This is a genomic window from Nocardia sp. NBC_00416, assembly GCF_036032445.1.
Taxonomy (GTDB): Bacteria; Actinomycetota; Actinomycetes; order Mycobacteriales; family Mycobacteriaceae; genus Nocardia.
The window spans coordinates 7,318,393-7,337,308 of the sequence record NZ_CP107932.1; the positions used below are offsets into that span (position 1 = coordinate 7,318,393).

14 protein-coding genes are annotated in these 18,916 nt (G+C 69.5%); 7 read left to right on the forward strand and 7 right to left on the reverse strand.

What is annotated here, in order from left to right:
• Window positions 1-17 precede the first annotated feature (17 nt).
• Entirely contained in the window at window positions 18-1,307 is a 1,290-nt protein-coding gene (locus OG804_RS31965) for a glycosyltransferase 87 family protein (RefSeq protein ID WP_328392418.1), read from the reverse strand.
• A gap of 167 nt (window positions 1,308-1,474) precedes the next feature.
• Here OG804_RS31965 and pheS point away from each other — a divergent pair, with 167 nt between their 5' ends.
• From pheS to OG804_RS31985, 4 genes are all read left to right on the forward strand, one after another.
• Window positions 1,475-2,548: a phenylalanine--tRNA ligase subunit alpha gene (pheS, locus tag OG804_RS31970; RefSeq protein ID WP_328392420.1), complete on the forward strand. Its 1,074-nt coding sequence runs from the start codon at window positions 1,475-1,477 to the stop codon at window positions 2,546-2,548.
• 28 nt (window positions 2,549-2,576) lie between these two features.
• On the forward strand, window positions 2,577-5,078 hold the full coding sequence (gene pheT, locus OG804_RS31975) for a phenylalanine--tRNA ligase subunit beta (protein WP_328392422.1): 2,502 nt from the start codon (window positions 2,577-2,579) through the stop codon (window positions 5,076-5,078).
• Window positions 5,079-5,149: 71 nt separating this feature from the next.
• Window positions 5,150-5,662 (forward strand): hypothetical protein, encoded by a 513-nt coding sequence (locus OG804_RS31980; RefSeq protein WP_328392424.1) that lies wholly within the window; start codon window positions 5,150-5,152, stop codon window positions 5,660-5,662.
• Window positions 5,663-5,769: 107 nt separating this feature from the next.
• Complete coding sequence (locus tag OG804_RS31985; RefSeq protein WP_328392426.1) at window positions 5,770-6,810, forward strand: hypothetical protein; 1,041 nt, start codon at window positions 5,770-5,772, stop codon at window positions 6,808-6,810.
• An 8-nt stretch (window positions 6,811-6,818) separates the two neighbouring features.
• On the opposite strand, the gene OG804_RS31990 is transcribed toward OG804_RS31985, so the two are convergent.
• Both OG804_RS31990 and OG804_RS31995 read right to left on the reverse strand, forming a co-directional pair.
• Entirely contained in the window at window positions 6,819-7,094 is a 276-nt protein-coding gene (locus tag OG804_RS31990; protein ID WP_328392428.1) for a hypothetical protein, read from the reverse strand.
• A complete protein-coding gene (locus tag OG804_RS31995) occupies window positions 7,075-11,772 on the reverse strand; it encodes an FHA domain-containing protein (protein ID WP_328392430.1) in 4,698 nt (1,565 codons plus the stop codon). The genes OG804_RS31990 and OG804_RS31995 overlap by 20 nt, the downstream gene beginning before the upstream one ends.
• Window positions 11,773-11,962: 190 nt before the next feature.
• Between OG804_RS31995 and OG804_RS32000 the strand changes: the two genes are divergently transcribed.
• Window positions 11,963-13,657, forward strand: a complete 1,695-nt coding sequence (locus tag OG804_RS32000; protein WP_328392432.1) for a WXG100 family type VII secretion target — start codon at window positions 11,963-11,965, stop codon at window positions 13,655-13,657.
• 27 nt (window positions 13,658-13,684) lie between these two features.
• On the opposite strand, the gene OG804_RS32005 is transcribed toward OG804_RS32000, so the two are convergent.
• The 4 genes from OG804_RS32005 to mscL all read right to left on the reverse strand — a co-directional run bounded on the left by OG804_RS32005 (window position 13,685) and on the right by mscL (window position 16,821).
• On the reverse strand, window positions 13,685-14,377 hold the full coding sequence (locus OG804_RS32005; protein WP_328398897.1) for an ABC transporter permease: 693 nt from the start codon (window positions 14,375-14,377) through the stop codon (window positions 13,685-13,687).
• A gap of 122 nt (window positions 14,378-14,499) precedes the next feature.
• Complete coding sequence (locus tag OG804_RS32010; protein WP_328392434.1) at window positions 14,500-15,474, reverse strand: aliphatic sulfonate ABC transporter substrate-binding protein; 975 nt, start codon at window positions 15,472-15,474, stop codon at window positions 14,500-14,502.
• Complete coding sequence (locus tag OG804_RS32015; protein ID WP_328392436.1) at window positions 15,471-16,286, reverse strand: ABC transporter ATP-binding protein; 816 nt, start codon at window positions 16,284-16,286, stop codon at window positions 15,471-15,473. Before OG804_RS32015 ends, OG804_RS32010 begins: the two co-directional genes overlap by 4 nt.
• An 85-nt stretch (window positions 16,287-16,371) precedes the next feature.
• On the reverse strand, window positions 16,372-16,821 hold the full coding sequence (gene mscL, locus OG804_RS32020) for a large conductance mechanosensitive channel protein MscL (RefSeq protein ID WP_328392438.1): 450 nt from the start codon (window positions 16,819-16,821) through the stop codon (window positions 16,372-16,374).
• Between the two features lie 275 nt (window positions 16,822-17,096).
• Between mscL and OG804_RS32025 the strand changes: the two genes are divergently transcribed.
• Together OG804_RS32025 and OG804_RS32030 are read left to right on the forward strand one after the other, a co-directional pair.
• Window positions 17,097-17,453, forward strand: a complete 357-nt coding sequence (locus tag OG804_RS32025) for a hypothetical protein (protein ID WP_328392440.1) — start codon at window positions 17,097-17,099, stop codon at window positions 17,451-17,453.
• Between the two features lie 263 nt (window positions 17,454-17,716).
• Window positions 17,717-18,907 carry a Cmx/CmrA family chloramphenicol efflux MFS transporter gene (locus OG804_RS32030; RefSeq protein WP_328392444.1) on the forward strand — a complete coding sequence of 397 codons (1,191 nt, stop codon included), beginning with the start codon at window positions 17,717-17,719 and terminating at the stop codon, window positions 18,905-18,907.
• Window positions 18,908-18,916: the final 9 nt, after the last annotated feature.

Genomic DNA, 18,916 nt, shown 5'->3' on the forward strand with positions numbered 1-18,916 from the left:
TGCGGGCGGGCCGCCGATCAGCGTTCGCGGACGGTGACCAACGCGTCGGTGCCGCTGGTGGCGGCCCGGTCCGGGAGCAGGCCGCGCTGCCCGCGCCCGGCGGTCGCGTACAGCACCACCAGTAGCAGGCTGAACCACACGTATCCGTTGCCGATGAACTGCTGCCACGCCGTCCAGTCCAGCTCCCGGCCGTCGTTACCGGGCAGGTCGCTGTGCTTCGCCAGGACGAACACCACCGCGGTCGCCACTGCCGCGGCGTACCAGCCGCGGACCTGCGACCAAGGCCGGGTGGTCGCGTACCCGATCATCGCCAGCAGCGCCGGCGCCACCCACACCCAGTGATGCGACCAGGAGATCGGCGATACCAGCAGCGCGACCACCGCGTTGACGGCGAGCGCGATCATCGGCGGCGTTCCGGTGCGCCGGATGGCCGCCACGGCCACCGCCACCAGCGCGACGGCCGCCAGCAGCCACAGCGCCGTGGCCAGGGTGCCGGTGATCTGGAAGCGGGCCAGTACCGCCTGGATCGATTGGTTGGTCTGGAACTCCGACCCGCTCAGTCCGCCGACATTGCCGAAACCGCCGAACCAGTAACGCACCGATTCGTCCGGCATCACCGCGAAGCCGATCACCGTGGCGATCGCACCGCTGATCGCGGCGGTCGCCGCGGCCTTGTAGTCCTTGCGGATCAGGAAGAACAGGACGAACGCCGCCGGAGTCAGCTTGATCGCCGCCGCGATACCGAGCAGAACCCCGCGTGGCCAGCGGGGATTGCGGGTCAGGCAGTCGGCCGCGACCAGGCCCATCAGCATCAGGTTGACCTGACCGAAATCCAGGGTCGCCCAGATCGGTTCCAGCAGCAACGCCAGCGGAGTCGCGGTCGCGGTCACTACCAGCGCGAGTTTGCGCTGGTCGTGGCGCGGCCAGAGCTGCCGAGCCACCAGGAACAGGGTGAGCGCCAGCGCGCCCACCGACACCACCAAATAGGTGACCACCGACGCCGCCCAGGGCAGCAGCGCGTAGATGCCCAGCGCCAGCGCCGCGAACGGCGGATAGATGAAGGGCAGGCTGATATCGGCGGCCGTTTCCGGCAGGTGTCCGTAGAGGTCGCCGCCGGAGCGCCACTCCTCGACCCCGAGCCGATAGACCTCGAGGTCGATGTACTCGCCGCTGATGGCGCGGAACGGATCGATCGGGTGCGATATACACACCCACGTCACGATCACCGCCAGAAGCGGTAGCAGCCAGACCGCCTGCTGGCGGGCACGTCCGGCGAGCGTCTCGGTGCGGGTCAAGGCGTTCGTCATCGGAGGGGACTTTACCGGTTGAAGGTGTACACGTACCGGGCAGTGATGGTCGGGGGATATCGGCGTGAGCCGGATACCGGTCATCGAATACGATTCCACCAGCAGCAATACGGGCACCGGAGCCGACCGGGTCCGCTCACCGATGCCTAGGGGAGAGACGAGAGACCGTGGCCGACGACACCGACGCAGGCGCAGCGACCGGCGAGCAGGAATCCGCGCTCACCGAAGAAGCCCTGGCCGCCGCGGCGGCGGCCGCCGAGAAAGCCTTCGCGGCCGCCGCCGACCTCGAGGCGCTGGCCGCCGCCAAAACCGAGTACATGGGGGGCCGGTCGCCGATCGCGTTGGCGCAGCGCTCGCTGGGCTCGCTGCCGAAATCGGAGAAGGCCGACGCCGGCAAACGGGTGAACAAGGCGCGGGCGCGGGTATCGGAGGCGTTCGAGGAGCGCCAGCGCGCCCTGCTCGCCGAACGCGACGCCGCGGTGCTCGTCGCCGAGGCCATCGACGTCACCTTGCCGGCGAACCGGGGTCCGGTCGGCGCCCGGCATCCGATCACGGTCATCTCCGAACAGGTCGCCGATGTGTTCGTCGGTATGGGCTGGGAGGTCGCCGAGGGCCCGGAGGTGGAGACCGAGCATTTCAATTTCGACGCGCTCAACTTCCTGCCCGACCACCCGGCGCGCACCATGCAGGACACCTTCCACATCGCACCGGCGGGTTCGCGGCAGGTGCTGCGCACCCATACCTCCCCCGTGCAGGTGCGGTCCATGCTCGAGCGCGAACTGCCGATCTATGTGGTGTGCCCGGGCCGCACCTTCCGCACCGACGAACTGGATGCCACCCATACCCCGGTGTTCTCCCAGGTCGAGGGATTGGCCATCGACAAGGGCCTGACCATGGCGCATCTGCGCGGCACGCTGGACGCGTTCGCGCGGGCGCTGTTCGGCCCCGACACCACCACCCGGATCCGGCCCAACTACTTCCCGTTCACCGAGCCCTCCGCCGAGGTCGACGTGTGGTTCGCGGACAAGAAGGGCGGCGCGGGCTGGGTCGAATGGGGCGGCTGCGGCATGGTCAACCCGAAGGTGCTGATCGCCAGCGGTATCGACCCCGACGTGTACAGCGGTTTCGCCTTCGGGATGGGACTGGAGCGGACCCTGCAGTTCCGCAACGGCATCCCCGATATGCGCGACATCGTCGAGGGTGATGTGCGGTTCACCCTGCCCTTCGGTATCCGGTCCTGATCTTCCGAGCGAGAGAGCGAACGTCACAGTGCGAGTAGCGCAGTCCTGGCTGACCGAAACGATCCGCCGCACCGTCCCCGGCTGGGAGGTCACACCGGCGGAACTCGATGCCGGATTCGTCCGGGTCGGGCTCGAAGTCGAAGAGCTCGATCAGCTCGAACCGGTGGGCGGGGATGTCGACCGTCCGCTGGTGGTCGGGCGGGTCGCCGAGATCACCGAACTCACCGAGTTCAAAAAACCGATCCGGTTCTGCAAGGTCGATATCGGCGCGGCCGAACTCCAGGAGATCGTCTGCGGCGCAACCAATTTCGCGGTCGGCGATCTGGTCGTCGTGGTGCTGCCCGGCGGTGTGCTGCCGGGTGGTTTCGCGATCTCGTCGCGCAAGACCTACGGGCATGTCTCCCACGGCATGATCTGCTCGGTCGCCGAACTCGGCATCGGCAAGGACCATTCCGGCATCCTCGTGCTGGAACCCGGTACCGCCGAACCCGGCACCGACGCCAATGACCTGCTCGGGCTCGGCGATACGATCATCGAACTCAACATCACCCCCGACCGCGGCTACTGTTTCTCGGTGCGCGGGCTCGCCCGCGAACTGGCCTGCGGTTTCGATCTCGAATACGCCGACCCGGCAGTGCGCACGCTGGGCGAAGGGCCCGACGCATGGCCGGTGCGGGTGGAACCGGAATCGCGGTGCACCCGGTTCGGGGTGCGCCGGGTGACCGGTATCGACCCCGGGGCGGTCAGCCCGTGGTGGTTGCAACGTCGTTTGCTGCTGGCGGGTGTGCGGCCCATCTCGCCGGCCGTCGACGTGACCAACTATGTGATGCTCGAACTCGGTCAGCCGCTGCACGCCTTCGACGCCGCGAAACTCAGCGGCGGCCTGGTGGTGCGCCGCGCCCGCGCCGGTGAGACCCTGCGCACGCTCGACGAGGTTGCCCGCGAACTCGACGCCGAGGACGTGGTGATCGCCGACGACACCGGTGTCGTCTCCCTCGCCGGTGTGATGGGCGGAGCGTCCACCGAGGTGGGCGCGGAATCGACCGATATCGTCCTCGAGGCCGCCACCTGGGATCCGCTGTTCGTCTACCGCACCGCACGCCGGCACAAGCTGGTGTCCGAGGCGAGTAAACGCTACGAGCGGGTGGTCGATCCGGAGCTCAACCTGGCCGCACTGGATCGGGCCGCGACGCTGCTCGCGGAGATCACCGGCGGCACGGTCGAAGCGGCTCTCACCGATATCCGGTTCCCGCTGGATCCGCCGGCACCGATCCGGATGGATATCGACCTGCCCGACCGGGTGGCCGGTGTCCCATACGCCCCCGGGACCTCCGCGCGCCGACTCACCCAGATCGGCTGTCAGGTCGAGGTGGCGGTCGACGAGACCAGCGGCCACGGCCAGCTGGTGGTCACCCCGCCGAGCTGGCGGCCCGACCTCGCGCAGCCCGCCGACCTGGTCGAGGAGGTGCTGCGGCTCGAGGGTCTGGAACGGATCCCGCTGGTGTTGCCGCAGGCGCCGGCCGGTCGCGGCCTGACCCCGGTGCAGCGCCGCCGCCGCGCGGTGAGCCGGGCGCTGGCGTTCGCCGGCTGCGTCGAAGTGCCCCCGCCGGTGTTCCTGCCCGCCGGTGTCTTCGACACCTGGGGCCTGGAGCACGACGATTCCCGTCGCACCACCACCCGGGTGCTGAACCCGCTCGATTCGGAGCGTGCCGAACTCGCCACCACGCTGCTGCCGGGACTGTTGGAGGTCGCCGCCCGCAACATCTCGCGCGGCGCCCGTGATCTGGCGCTGTACGGGATCGCTCAGGTGGTCCTGCCCGGGCCGGACACCAAACCGGTGGAACCGCTCCCGGTGGATCGCCGCCCGACCGCCGCCGAAGTCGGCGAACTGCTGGCCTCGTTGCCCGAACAGCCCCAGCATGTGGCGGTGGTGCTCACCGGACGCCGGGAACCCCGCGGGCCGTGGGGTCCGGGCCGCGCGGCCGAGGCCGCGGACGCCTTCGCGCTCGCCGATGTGATCGCCGAGGCCGCCGGGGTAGCGCTCACTCGCCGTCCGGGCAAGCATCTGCCGTGGCATCCGGGGCGCTGCGCCGAGCTGACGGTCGACGGCACGGTGATCGGCTATGCGGGTGAACTGCACCCCGGGGTGCTGGAACGCTCCGGTCTGCCGCCGCGGACCTGCGCGCTGGAACTCGATCTGGACGCGCTGCCGCTGGACGAGTCCCGGCCGGCTCCGGCCATCTCCCCGTTCCCGGCCGTCCTTCAGGACGTATCGGTCAGCGTGACCGCGGACGTCCCGGCCGCGGCCGTGGAAACCGCGCTGCGCGCCGGCGGCGGTGCGTTGCTCGAGGACATCTCGCTGTTCGACGTCTACGCGGGAGCGCAGGCCGGCGAGGGTCGTAAATCGTTCACCTACGCGCTGCGTTTCCGCGCGCCCGACCGCACGCTCACCGAGGACGAGGCCAGTGCGGCTCGGGACGCCGCGGTGGCGGCGGCCTCGGACGCGGTCGGCGCGGTGATCCGTTCGTAGGAGAACTCGGTGTCCGGCAACAGGCTTGCGGTATGGCCGAACGGCCGGGCCGCACGCCGTAGGGTGTTCCTATGAGTGAACCGAGCGCAGGCGATCCGGGCGCGCTCGCCGCGCGGCTGGCGGTCCTACCCGACGAGCAGTTGCTGGCGGTGCTGGTCGTCGCCACGGCGGGCCGGGAAAACCTGGCCCCCCTGTACGAGGCCGCCACGAGACTGCTGTCCGAAACCGGGCAGAGCGCACCGGCATCCGGTGTGATTCCCGGCACTCCGGTCGGTGGCGGCTATGGCACCGCGCCCGATCTCGATTCGTCGGCGCAGGTCGGTGGCGGTATCGGCACCGGGGCCGGACAACATCCCGGCGCAGGCGGCGGGGCGGGCGGCTACACCGGCTCCGGTGTGCCGACGTTCGGTTCCGTTCGCGATAAGGTCGAGCGGCGTATCGGCACCGCGTTCGGCGCCCGGGCACTCGATCGGCAGAGCCGGGCCGGGCGCGGCGCCGATCAACAGTGGGAAGCGCGTGAACAGGCCGCGCGGGAACGTCTGGAACAGATCCGCACCTCCCTGCACGAGGGCGAAGGGTCCTGATCCCGCCCGGCCCGCGCCGGAGTGACAAGGGATGGACCCGTGATGCGATACCTCGGCCTTCGCCGCGGCCTCAGCCGACCGTATGAAGCCGCTCCGAAGGAGAACCGGTGACCGAAACCATCGAGGCCGCCCGCGTGCTCGCCGACCGGCTGCTCGACGCCCAGGTGCAGTGGCTGCTCGACGAGGTGAGCGGCGACCGGTTCGCCGAGGTCGTCGCCCGTGACGTGGCCGCGGTCCTGGATGTCGCGGCCACCGTGAACGCCGGCGAAGTGGTCGAGGCCGAACAGGCCGAGCGGACCGTGGCCACGCTGATCGACAAGGTCGGCGGCAGTGCCGTTCTCGCCGATACGGTCGGTGTGTTCGCCGACGCGATCTACGACAGCATCGCGTCCAACGAAGACCACACCCTCGGCGAACTGGTCGAACGGGAACCGGTCGAGGCGCTGCTGCAGAAGATCGTCGATATGCACCAGACCCAGGAGCGCGTCCTGGAACGACTCACCGACAGCCCGCTGGTGGCCACGGTGGCTTCCAAATTCGTGGACAAACTGGTCGGTGATTTCGTGGAGGCCAACCGGCAGCGCGCGGAGAAGATCCCCGGAATGGGCACGCTCATGTCGATCGGTCAGTCCGCCGCCGACCGCGCCCGCAAGGCCGCCGAGAGCAACACCATTCTCGGCGATATCGCCGGCAAAGGTGCGATGTACGCGCTCAAACGCACCAACAACGCGATCCGCGAAATGCTGCGCGACGCACCGGTGCACGACGCGACCATGGAATTCTGGGACCTGCACGCCGATGAACCGATCAGCGGTCTGCGCGAGTACCTCACCAAGCAGGATCTCAACGAGCTGGTCGGGCTCTGCTACCGGATCGCGGTGACCACCCGGGAGAAGGAGTATTTCGGCCTGCTGGTGGACGAATGCGTCCAGGTCTTCCACGAGAAGTACCGCGACTACACCGTGGCCGCGCTGCTCGGTGAGCTGGGACTGTCGGGGGAGGACATCGTCACCGAGATCCTGCGCTACGGGCCGGCCGTGATCGAGACGGCGAAGCGGGACGGGGTCCTGGCCGGGCTGATCCGGGAACGCCTCGAACCGTTCTACCACTCGGACGAGGTGTTGAAGATTCTGACTCCGCCCGAGTAGGGACGGAGTCAGGCGTCTCGGTCCTCCGCACGGTCGAGACCGGAATCCCGCATGATCCGGGCGAGCGTCTCGGGGTCCACCGGACGTTGCGGCGGCTCGGCCGGCTCGGCGGCATTGGCGCGGGCGATCGGCAGGAGTTCGTCGTAACCGTCCTCGCCCGGGACGAGCTCTTCGTACCCGCGATAGTGGATACCGTCCGCGGTCCGGCCCCGCAGCGGGAGCCGGATGGTCACGCCGTCCGGCGCGAGTACCGGCGGGCTGGTGTCATCCGAATACGCTGTCAAAATAAGCCTTCAATCGATCGGCGAGAACTCGGTCACCGAGGGTGAACTCCTTCAGCTTAGTGCGACCCCCGTGCGTCCAGGCGGTGAAGGCTTCGGCGAACGCCTCCGACGGTTTGTCGAAGTAGCTGTTCCATTTCCGGTGGCCGCCGATGCGCTGGAGAATGTCCGAATGCAGCGAACTCCATTCCGGTCCGCTGCTCAGCCAACGGCCGCCGGTTCCGTAGGCGGCGTCCGTGGCATGGCCGAACTCGTGCCATACGACGTTCGCGCTACCGGAATCGCCCCCGCTGTTGATCACGATCCGCCGGGGCCCGCCCATGTACACCCCCTGCACGGTATTCCAGCTCGTACCGGACTTCCGGCCGTACGGTGTGTGGCCGCGTAGCTGGTCGGTTCCGGGCATGTCCAGCAGCGGTCTGTTGCCGATCACTATGCCGCCGCCGACGACCGCGTTCATATGGTCGCTGACGCGCTGGTAGATCCGGTGGGGAATCCGGGCGAGTTCTTCGATCACGTGCTTCGTCGCGGGTGTCCGGTCCATGATGTCCACGAACGGCCCGCCCTCCGGCGGGGGGAACGCGACGGTGAAGTCGTATCCTCCGCCGAGATCGACGTGGTCGCCCGGGTGCAAGGCGACCTGCCGGCCGGGCGCGATCATCTCGCCGTTGACCCGGGTCCCGTTCTGGGAACCTTCGTCCCGGATCCAGACACGACCGGAGGGATGGGCGCCCAGCGTGGCGTGCCGCCGGGAGACCAGATCGCCGTGCGGAAGCCCGGACGGGAGCTCGGAGTTGTTGCGGCCGAGGACCATCGGTTCGCCGCCGCGCGGGATATCGAAGGCGAGGTCCCCGTGCGAGCTGTTGAACTTCACCGCCAGATCCTTCGGAATGAGCGGGGTGTCACCGTCCGCGTACTGGGCGCTGCCCACCCAGTCGCCGAATCGGACGGAATCGCCCGGACGCAGCGGTACCGGGGGTGCGGCCGGGTCGACTTTCACGCCGTTGACATAGGTCCCCCGCTCGGAATGGTTGTCCCGCAACATCAGGTTCCCGTATTGATCGCGCAAGACGGTCGCGTGCTGCGGGGACACCGACCGATGTGCGGTGAGCTGATCGGCCATGGGCGAGATCGGGTCGCGACCGATGACCATTTCCTCACCACGCCGCAGGTTGAGTGGCGGTACGCGCGGGTCATCGGCCAGGCGCAGCGTCAGCGGCCGCTCCGCGCCCACCTCGAGCCGGGATAGGCGGCCGTCGAGCTTCAGCGTGTCGGCGGCCTCTATATACCGCTTCTCGCCTGCCTCGAGTGCGCGGCCGTTCACTTCGGTGGCCGGGGGCAGTTCGGGCTCCGGATCACGGACCCACACCCGGCCGTCGGGGTCGCGGCCGACGAACACCTCGCGCGTACCGACCCTGAAGTGCTGCGCCTGGTCACCGCGGAGGTTCGAGTCGCCGACGAAATAGCGGACCGGGACCGGTATCTCCTGTCCGGGCGACAGCCGGATCGGCGGCAGGCGCAGCTCCGGCGCGAAATGCACGACCGCCGGCGGATGGACGGGCTCGCCACCCAGACGCGCGGTGGTGACGAATTCGGGACCGAGCCCGATCTGGTCACTTGCGTTCAGCGTAACCCGCTGGTCGGGGGCTATCCGGTCGCCGTTGACCCAGACCCCGTCGGACCCGGGATGGTCCCGAATCCACACTCGGCCGTCGTGGTCCATTCCCAGCGTCGCGTGCCGCTCGGCCACCCCCCGGTAGCGGCTCAGCTGGTTCGCGAACGGTGAATCGGGACCGGTGCCCACCGGGACCGATCGGCCGGCCGCCAACTGCGTCGGAATCGCGTCCGGCCCGCCGCCGAGACGCACCTGCATCGGGGGTGCTTCGGTGCTCCTGTCGGCCGGCAAGAACTGCGCTTCGCCTCGGACCAGTCCGAATCGCACCGAATCACCGGGGCGTAGTGTGCGCTTTTCGCCGGGTGCGAGCGGATCATCGTTGACCTTGGTGCCGTTGGCGGATCCGTCGTCCTGGATCCACACCCGGCCGTCCTCGTCCATCCCGACCAGGGCGTGATCTTTGGACATGGTGCGGAGGTCGGGGAGGTCGCTTCGCTGTACGAAGTCGCGCCCGATCCCGATACTCTGCCCGCGCTGCAGCCGCAGCGGAGGCGCGTCGTTCCCGAACAGCCGCACATCGGATATCTGACGCCGGAGGTCCAGGCCGAGATCGAAGGCGCGGCTGAGCATCAGTTGCTGGCTGTCGTATACGCGGACCCACTCGCCGCTGACCATCTGCTTGCCGTCGATGAACGTGCCGTTCATCGAGTTGTTGTCGCGGAGGAAAACATGGCCGGCGTCATCGACTCTGATGCTCGCGTGCCGCCGTGATACGTACTCGCCGGCCACATTGTGCAGCAGCGCGTCTCGGCCGCTGCCCAGGATGTATTCGCTGCCCGGCAGCAACCGCAGTGAGAGTTCGCCGCCCTGCGCCGGGGTGAACACGACGTCGACGTGACCGCTCTGCGGGTGGCGGAAGTGGTGCGTCTGGCCCTGCGGTGGCGGCGCTGCGGCCAGTTCGTAGTCGCCGCGGTCGGGCGGCGCCTCGTCGGGACCGATTCGCTGAAGCGGACGGGTCGGCGGCCCGTCATAGGATTCCTCGCGTCGCGGAACCGGATCTGCGTCTATCGGCCTTTCCTCCGGTGTGGCGCGCATATCGACGCCCTTCGGGGGCTGACCGGATTCGGGTCCGGCGTTTCGGCCGCCGGGGGACCGGTTCTCGCCCGCCTCGACTCGGGGGCCGGGGCGCTCCTGGTGTGCGGGCGGCCTGACCTGTGTGCGCGGGTCTCCCGATTCGGGTCGGCTGTTCCGCGGTGGAACGTTCTGGGGCTCTCGGCGATCGGCGGGAAGCGGCGGGTGCGCGTCCACCGTTGTCCTGCGAGCCTGTCCGGGGGTGTCGCCGGGCCCGGTGTGCGGGGGAACGACCCCGCCCGGGTCGGCAGGATGCGGCGGTGGTGCCGCGTCGGCCATGCCGTCGAGTCGCTGTAACACCCCGTCGTGCCAGTCGTGGCGCCCCAGCGCGGAGAAGGCGGGCTGTAGTTCTGCGACGTGGTGCCGTATCTCCGCCACCTCGGCGCGGGTGAAGCCGTGTTCCTTCCACTGCACGGTCCCCTCGGCGGGACCGTGATCCAGGAACTGTTTCGCGAAGGCTCCGATGCGGCCGTCCGGCTCGAACGCGAGACTGTGGTCGATGCCCCAGACCCTGCCGTCCGGGTCGATCATCCAGTTCTCGCTGTTGCGGTCGGGGATATCGATCAGTGCGTCGAGCAGTCCGAGCCGGTTTCCCGAGGGCGTGCCGTGGAATCGCTCTTCGGGTGCCCAGTCCCTCGGATACGAGTCCAGCGCGCTCTTGCCGGGTACTACTTCCAGATAGACGTGACGGCCGTCGATGTGCACCGCCGGTACGCGCGCCCCGACGGTATCGCCCATCACCGAGGCGAGGAATTCCGCGTGCGCGTGCCGCGGGTCCGCGACCACCTTGTGGACCACTTGGCTGCCGTCCGGAAAGGTCAGCATTTCCACGGATCTCGCCGAGTTCTCGAGGGTGGCCTGGCGCGACAGCGGCTCGGCACGGGGCGGTTCACCCGAGAGCAGCTGGTCGACGCGCCGGCCGAAGTCCAGCTGCCGCCGGGCGATCGGCGCGAGGTCGAGGTCGCCGCGCACCCCGGCGACTCCGGCCCGGTGCACGCGCAGCGCGCTGCCCGCCGCGCCCACGAAACCACTGCCGAAGCCGACGACCGCCGATTCGCGGACCATCGTGAACATATCGCCGAAGCTGTGAATATCTTTGTAATGGATGATCAGCGAGGGCACCGCGCCGGCGATTCCGCCGGTCAACCCACCGGCGCCGCCGATCAGCACGGTCCCGCCGAGGTGGCCGGTGAACCTGCCGATATCGGTGCGGGCCCGTCCGCCCAGCCGCCCGAGTATGCGTGGCGCGACTCGGCGCCCGATCTCGGCGCCGACCACACCGCCGATCACACCGCCCGCCACCATCTCGAAAAGGGAGCCCATATCGAATTCGTCGCGCGCGCCCGTTTCCAGATCCCACACCTGGGCGCCGACGCTGATCGCCACGCTGGTGAGGGCTCCGATCTTCGCCGCATGGACGGCGCCGTGCAGGGCGGCGCGGCGGGCGGCGCCCGCCGCGGCGTCGGTGGCAACCTTGGCCGTGAGCCGGGTGACCGCCATCCGCATGGCTTGCTCGGCGGCCAGCCGGTCGGCGACGGCTTTGAATCCGCCGCCGTACAGGAACAGCAGAGCGTCGTAGGCCAGCTGCACGCCCAGGACGATTCCGGTGACGATCAGCAGGTGCTGTGTCTGCTCGGTGACATCGGCGACCTCGTGACACTGCCGACCCATGTCGTCGCAGACCGCGGCTTGGTTGCGCATTGCCCCGACGATTGTCCGGTTCCGTTCGGAAAGCCCGGTCCGCGTGGCGCCGTCGAGTGCTAGCTCTGCCTTCTTCCCCTCGGCGTCGTACCTGTCGGCCCCGGCACGGAGGCCCCGGCCGGTCGCGATGTACACGTCGCCGCGGGCACGCATCGGCGCGACCTCGGCTTCCGGCCAATGACCGATGACCAGGTCACGCACGGCAGCCGGCACCTCGGCCAAAAGTGCGTTCATATCCATTCCGGCGGCCTCCGGAATCCTCATCCTGCCTGCTAGGGCACGCTCACCCCCTCATGGTGAGGTGTCGATATTCCCACAGAAGGTGAGTGTTTGCCCGCTTTGTACTGTTCATTTGATTCCCGTGCGCGGGAATATGGAAAGGTGGCAGAGAAACTCGTATGCCGGTCGAAAGGTGGGCTGCGACGTGGGTGAACAGTTTCGAGCGGATACCGGGGAGTTGCGTGCGACGGCGCCGGCGTTCGAACAGTTGGGCGCCGAAGTGGCGGCGCTGGTACAGCGCCTGCAAGATCTCGTATCGTCCGATATCGCCCCCTGGGGCGGGGACGACACCGGCCGAGCCTTTGCCGAGACGTTCGTCCCCGAGGAACGACAAACGCTGTCCGAACTGGGCAGCCTCACCGACGTACTGCGGCAGACGGGCCCGGATCTACGGCAGGTAGCCGACAATTTCGAGCGACAAGACCTGGTGGGCGGGCAGCAGATCCGTACCGCCGACTCCGAGACTCCCCGCACCCGCACACCGGCGGCGACGAATTTCGTTGCCCCGGTGGGCGGTGCCGATCCGTACGTTCCGGCGGATACCGGAGCGCCCGCAGTCGTGCCGCGGGCGAACGATCCCGCCTCGACTCGCGATGTCACCGAAACACCCGCGTCATCCGCACACTCCGCGGGCGCGGCGCCGTCGAACGCCGCCGGAAGTTCCGCACCGACCAGCGGCGGATCCGCTGCCGACGCGCCGGGGCAGGCGCCGCCGCAGCAGTCACCACAGCGGCAATCGCCGTACGACGGAACGGGTGCCCGGAACAATACCTCGACCGATCGCACCGGCAGCCCGGCTACGCCCTCGATCACCCCTCCGGCCAGCGGCCTCCGGCCGGTGCCCAACCCCGGCTCGCCCGGATCGGCCGCCGCCGTGACGAGGTCGGCGCGCGGCGGGTCCCCGGGCACCGCTGGTACGCCGTGGTCGAGCTCCGGTCGGACCGGCCCGCCCCGGGTCGCCGCCCCGGGGCCGGGAGGATCCGATACCCCGCCCCGGATGCCGGGCCGGACCCCGCAACGACCCGCCGAGAAACCCGGCGCTGCGGAACGTGATCCCGCCGCCGCGGCCGCCGAGTCGTTCGGCGCCCGCCTCGCTCGGGAACTGGCCGAACGCCACGGTGTCCGGGCATTCGGATTCGAGACCCCGGGTGTGCCGCGTGAGGTGCTGATCGAGATCGTCGCCGCGGTCAACGACGTCCTCCCACGGCATCCGGCGATGGTGCTGGCTGCGATCGGCATCGACGAGATATCCGACGGCGCCCCGATCCGGCTCGACCTCGAACCGGTCGACCGGCCTGCTGTAGCGGAGGATTCGGCTGGGGCGGACACCGGACACGTCGCGAATCCGGGCGCCGACGGGAACCTGATCGCCGCCTGCATCACGCTGTCCGCCGGGGCGGCCGTGGAACCGGCACAGTGGGAGCATGCGATCCGCAGGGACGAAGCGGCCGGCGGGTTCGCACCGGGGTGCGCCCGGCGGCCGGTGTACTCCGCTGTGGTTCGTGAACTGGGCCGGGTTCTCGACGCGGCCGGTGGTTTCCGAGCCCGCGCCGCTGCCCGGCGTGCTCTGATCGCCGCCTACCTGCCGCTGGCGGGACCAGAAACGGCGGGCTCCTTGGCGCGTACGGTCGCCGGATTCGGGCAGTGGCGGGCGCAACTGAACGGCGGCTTCCCGGCCGGCCGCTTCGAGCCCGCGGCCGCATTGGCCGAGGCGTTCACCGAGGTCGTGCTCGACGCTCGTCGCGCCTCGCCACCCGCCCGCGCGCTGCACCGGCTCCTGGTCGAGACGGCCGATCCCGCGGGGACCCGGCGCGACCCGGCCGCCGACCGGCTGCCGTGACAGTGCCGGCCGGTACCGGGACTTCGGTCAGCGCCGGGCGACGACCGCCCGTTCCACCGCGCCGAACGCGATATCGCTGACCTTGCCCAGCCCGGCCAGTAGCACGATGGCCAGCAGCATGATGTCGGTGCGGCCGGTGTTCTGGCTGTCGATCAGCAGGAATCCCAGCCCCTTCGACGAGGCGATGAGTTCGGCCGCCACCAGGAACAACCAGCCGTTGACCAGTCCCAGTCGCAACCCGTTGAGGATCGACGGGGCCGCCGCCGGCAGCATGATCCGGGCCAGCAGCGCCGCGCCGCGCAGCCCGTAGGCGCGGCCGACCTCGATCAGATGCGGATCCACCTGGGACAGCGCGGAGGCGGTGGTGGTGTAGATCGGGAAAAATGCGCCGATCGCGACCAGCACGATCTTCGGCTGTTCTCCGATTCCGAGCCACAGCAGCAGCAGCGGTACCCAGGCCAGCGACGGTACGGTGCGCAGGATCTCGACCGTCGGCGCCAGCATGCGGCGGGCAATATCGGACAGGCCGATCAGCGCACCCAGCGCCAGTGCGGCGCCCGCCCCGGCCAGGTATCCGATGAACTCACGCTGCACGCTGATGGCGAGGTGGTTCCACAGCGCTCCCTCGGTGAGCAGGTCGCCCGCGGCGGACAGCACATCCGTGGGTGGCGGGAGCTGAGACGGCGAGTACAGGCCCGCGGCGGTCACGGCCTGCCACAGCGCGAGCAGCGCGAGCGGGACGACCAGCCCGAGTCCGATCCGCCCCCATCGCGTTCCAGGGGCGGGCGGTGTCGTCTCGGGGTCGCCCGCCGCGGGGTCCGTGAGCTGCTGCGACACGGTGGTCACTGGGTGGCCTGCGCCGCGAATTTCGGTTCGAACAGCGATTCCAGCGACGCGGTCGCCGCGTCCGCCGACCGCACACTGCCGTCGCCGACGACGATCGGCACCACGCGTTCCAGGACGCTGCGCAGTTCCGCCCCCGGCACCGGGTCATTGTCCAGCACGGTCCGTTCCAGCTCTTCGGCCGCGACCTCCGGGGTGACGCCGGCGTCCCGGGCGAGCAGCGCGGCCAGTTCGGTGGGATGGGCAAGGGCCCAGGCACGCGCCTTCTCATAGGCGTCCACGACCGCTTGTGCCCGGTCCGGATGTTCGGTCAGGAAGTCCTCGCGGGCGTTGAGCGTGCCGTAGGTGGCGAAATCCGCGTTCCGGTAGATCAACCGGGACTTGCCCTCCTGCCGGCTCTGCGCCATGTACGGGTCCAGGGCGGCCCACGCCGCCACCGATCCGCGTTCGAGTGCGATCTTCCCGTCGGAGTGCTGGAGATTGACGATATCGACGTCCTTGCCGGTGAGCCCGGCGGTGCCGAGGGCCTGCAGCAGGAAGAAGTAGGCGTCGGTGCCCTTGGTCGCCGCGATCTTCTGGCCGCGCAGCTTCGCCACCGAATCGATCGGCGAACCCGGCGGGACGGCCAGTGCCACCCATTCCGGTTTGCTGTACAGCGACACCACTTTGATCGGAGTGTTGTTGGCGCGTGCCATCAATGCCGCCGACCCGGCGGTCGACCCGATATCGATGGCCTCCGCCCGCAGGTTCTCGTTGGCCTTGTTGCTGCCCGCGGACAGTACCCAGGTCACGCTGTAACCGGCGTTCTCCAGGAGTTTCTGGTCCCGCACCACCAGACTCAGCGGATTGTAGTAGGCGTAGTCCAGGCGGATATCGGCATCGCCCGCGCCACCGGACCCCTCACCCTGGACACAACCGGAGCTGAGCACGGCGACCGCCGCGATCAGGACCGCAAGGGCGGCTCGGAACTTCATCGGGCGGGCTCCTTAACGAGAAGAGCGGCGGCGGCCGGGGCCGTGCCGGGCTCGGGTACTCCGAGCCGGTCGAGCAGGGTGGTACGCAGGGCGGTGAGCCGGCTGTCGGTCCGCTCCCGCGGCCGGGGCCCGGGGACCTCGAAGATCGCGCCGATACCGGAGCCACGTCCGGGCTCGGGTTCCAGCAGCACGATCCGATCGGCCAGCAACAGTGCTTCGTCGATATCGTGGGTGACCAGCACGACGGTGGTGGCGATATCCCGATGGACATCGACCAGCAGGTTCTGCATCTTCAACCGGTTCAAGGCGTCCAGCGCCGCGAACGGCTCGTCCAGCAGCAGTACTCCGGGCCGGCGAACCAGGGCCCGCGCCAGCGCCGCCCGCTGGGCCATGCCGCCCGAGATCCGGCGCGGCCGGTATTTCGCGAAACCGGTCAGCCCGACGACCTCGAGCCAGCTCCGCACGGCCGCCGCGCCGGCGGATCGCCCGGTTCCGGCAGGCAGTCCGAGCGCCACATTGCCGGCGACATCACGCCACGGCAGCAGCCGCGGCTCCTGGAACACCACCGCGCACCGCGGATCCACACCGGCGATGGGCTGATCGTCGATGCGCACCGAACCGGCCGACGGACTGTCGAGACCGGCGATGAGCCGCAGCAGAGTCGACTTCCCCGACCCGGACGCGCCGACGAGCGCGACGATCTGCCCCGGGGCGATATCGAGATCGATATCGCGCAGCACGGTGGTGGGCCCGAAACTGCGGCGGACCCCACGCACCGTGAGAGCCGCGGGGTGAAGAACGGTCGAGGTCACCGAGGGAAGATATGCCCCCGGTCAACCGGTGAACAGGTTTATACGACACATGATTCGAACCGGCGAGCGGCCGAGTGCCGGCGTCTCAACCCTGACGCGCGCTCACCTGTTCGGTATCCCGCTTGTGCAGCCCCACCCGAGCGTCGCCCTGCGCGGCGAGCAGGTCGCGGATCTCGGTGAGCAATTCGGTATCGGTCGGCGTGGGCTTGTCCGCGATTCCGTTCCGTGCCCGGTAACGCTTCTGCATGGTCTTCATCGGCAGGATCAGCGCGAAGTACAGCACGGCCGCGACCATCATGAAATCGATCGCGGCGCTGATGATGGGTCCGAGCGCGATGAAGGTCGCGGGCTTTCCCGATATCAGGGTGACACCGAAGCCGAGCTGACTGCTCCCGCCGAGCACGGCCAGCAGCGGCTCCACCACGCCTTTGGTGACCGAGCTCACGACCGCGGTGAACGCGGTGCCCATCACCACGGCGACGGCGAGATCGATGACGTTCCCGCGCATGAGAAAGTCTTTGAAACCCTTGAGCATCTACGCAACTCCGTATCGAACGTTCCTGTTCACCGCCGGTCCCGGCCGATCTGCGCCGACCGCTGCGAGCCAGGTCCCGGGGCACACCGCAGGTGATAGTGGCAGCCGGGATTGCGCCGCGCAAACCGGCAGCGTCCGTCGGGTGAGAGGTACCCGGAGTGCGGGGGGCCGGAAACCACCTGTCGCCCGGTGACTCGCTGTGGTGGGCGACGTGAGTGGGGGAGCGCTAGGGTCGGTGGTATCGGGCACGAGCGCTATCTACCAGGAGGAAACCCGTGGAATCGACGTCACCGATGGGCCGCGCGGTCCGGGGCTTCAACACCGGGGTGGTCGCTCTCCTCGACGTTCCGCTGCTGGGCCCGCTACTGGGCAAGGGTTTCGTGGAGATCGAGTACGTGGGCCGGAAGTCGGGCCGGACGTTCCGCACCCCGGTGAACTATCTGAAGAAAGACGGGGAACTGGTCATCGGGGTCGCGATGCCCGATAAGAAGAGCTGGTGGCGCAATTTTCTCGGCGAAGGCGCCCCGATCCTGCTGCACTTGCGCGACGGAGACCGGGCCGGGCACGCGACCGCGCAGCGGGACGAGAAGGGACGGGTCACGGTGCGGGTCCGGCTCGACGAGCCGAGCTGACAGCGTCCGTGCGGCTTTCCCGCAGGCGGCCGCGGGCGGCGGCCCGGGAAACCGGTGTGCGATAGCGGGCACGAGCCGGTAACGTGCTTTCCGTGTCGAGCCCGGAGGCATCCAGAGCAGGGCTGTCGGTCATCCCCGTCAGCCCCTGAATCCCAGATTTCTCACACCGTGCCCTGCTGAGGGGCACGGTGACTCGGTGATGCCCGGGCGCTGACCGGGGTGACGAGACATTCAGTCCTGTCTCTTCCACCTCGGAGTCCTTCATGCCCTTTTCTCTCTACCTCTTGGCCCTGGCCGTATTCGCCATGGGCACCTCGGAATTCATGCTGGCCGGTCTCGTCCCGGACATCGCCGCCGACCTCGGAGTGGGCATCGGCGCCACCGGCCTGCTGACCTCGGCGTTCGCCGTGGGAATGATCGTGGGCGCACCGCTGATGGCGGCGGTCGCCCGGAACTGGCCTGCCCGGGCCGGCCTGCTGGGTTTCGTGATCCTGTTCCTGGCCGCGCATATCGCGGGAGCTGTGACCGGCAGTTTCGGGGTGCTGGTGGCGACCCGGGTGGTGGCCGCTTTCGCGAACGCGGGATTCCTGGCGGTGGCGCTGACCACCGCCGCCGGGCTGGTTCCCCCCGGCCACAAGGGGCGCGCGCTGGCAGTGTTGCTGTCCGGTACCGCCCTGGCCACCGTCGCGGGGGTCCCGGGCGGGGCTCTGCTGGGGGCGATGCTGGGCTGGCGGGCGACCTTCTGGGCGGTCGCGGTCGTCTGCGTCCCTGCCGCGCTGGGTGTTCTCGCCGGCATCCCCGGGCGGATGCGCGGCGGCGGTGACCTCGGCGGCCCGGATCTGCGCGCCGAACTCACCCCACTGCGGCGCCCGCGCCTGGTTGTGGTCATGGTCCTCGGCGCATTGGTGAACGCCGCCACCTTCGGCAGCTTCACTTTCCTCGCGCCGCTGGTGACCGGGCCGGCCGGGCTGGGCGCGCTCTGGGTACCGGTGGCACTCGTACTGTTCGGTGCCGGTTCCTTTGCTGGGGTCACGGTCGCCGGCCGGCTGTCCGACGATCGGCCGGGCGCGGTGGTCGCGGTGACCGGGCCGCTGCTGTGCGCCGGGTGGTTCGCCCTGGCGGCGTTCGCGGATCGTCCCGTGGCGCTGCTCGTCCTGGTGTTCGCGCAGGGTGCGCTGTCGTTCGCGCTGGGGAGCACGGTGATCGCGCGGGTGTTGTACGAAGCGGCGGACGCGCCGACCATGGCCGGGGCCTACGCGACCGCGGCATTGAACATCGGTGCGGCGGTGGGCCCGGCCGTGGCGGCGTTGTCCCTGGCCACCGGGCTCGGCGAGCTCGGGCCGGTCCGGGTCGGCGGTGTGCTGGTGGCCGTGGCGCTACTGCTGGCGGCACGGTTCCGGCAGGTGCTCGGCGCGGGTACCGAGATCCCGGAGTCCGAGCCGGCGAACCGGTGACGGCGGGCC

Coding starts and splice junctions, on each gene's coding strand:
- OG804_RS31965 (WP_328392418.1), bottom strand. CDS start 1,307: ATGACGAACGCCTTGACCCGCACCGAGACGCTCGCCGGACGTGCCCGC.
- OG804_RS31980 (WP_328392424.1), top strand. CDS start 5,150: ATGAGTGAACCGAGCGCAGGCGATCCGGGCGCGCTCGCCGCGCGGCTG.
- OG804_RS31995 (WP_328392430.1), bottom strand. CDS start 11,772: ATGAACGCACTTTTGGCCGAGGTGCCGGCTGCCGTGCGTGACCTGGTC.
- OG804_RS32010 (WP_328392434.1), bottom strand. CDS start 15,474: ATGAAGTTCCGAGCCGCCCTTGCGGTCCTGATCGCGGCGGTCGCCGTG.
- mscL (WP_328392438.1), bottom strand. CDS start 16,821: ATGCTCAAGGGTTTCAAAGACTTTCTCATGCGCGGGAACGTCATCGAT.
- OG804_RS32030 (WP_328392444.1), top strand. CDS start 17,717: ATGCCCTTTTCTCTCTACCTCTTGGCCCTGGCCGTATTCGCCATGGGC.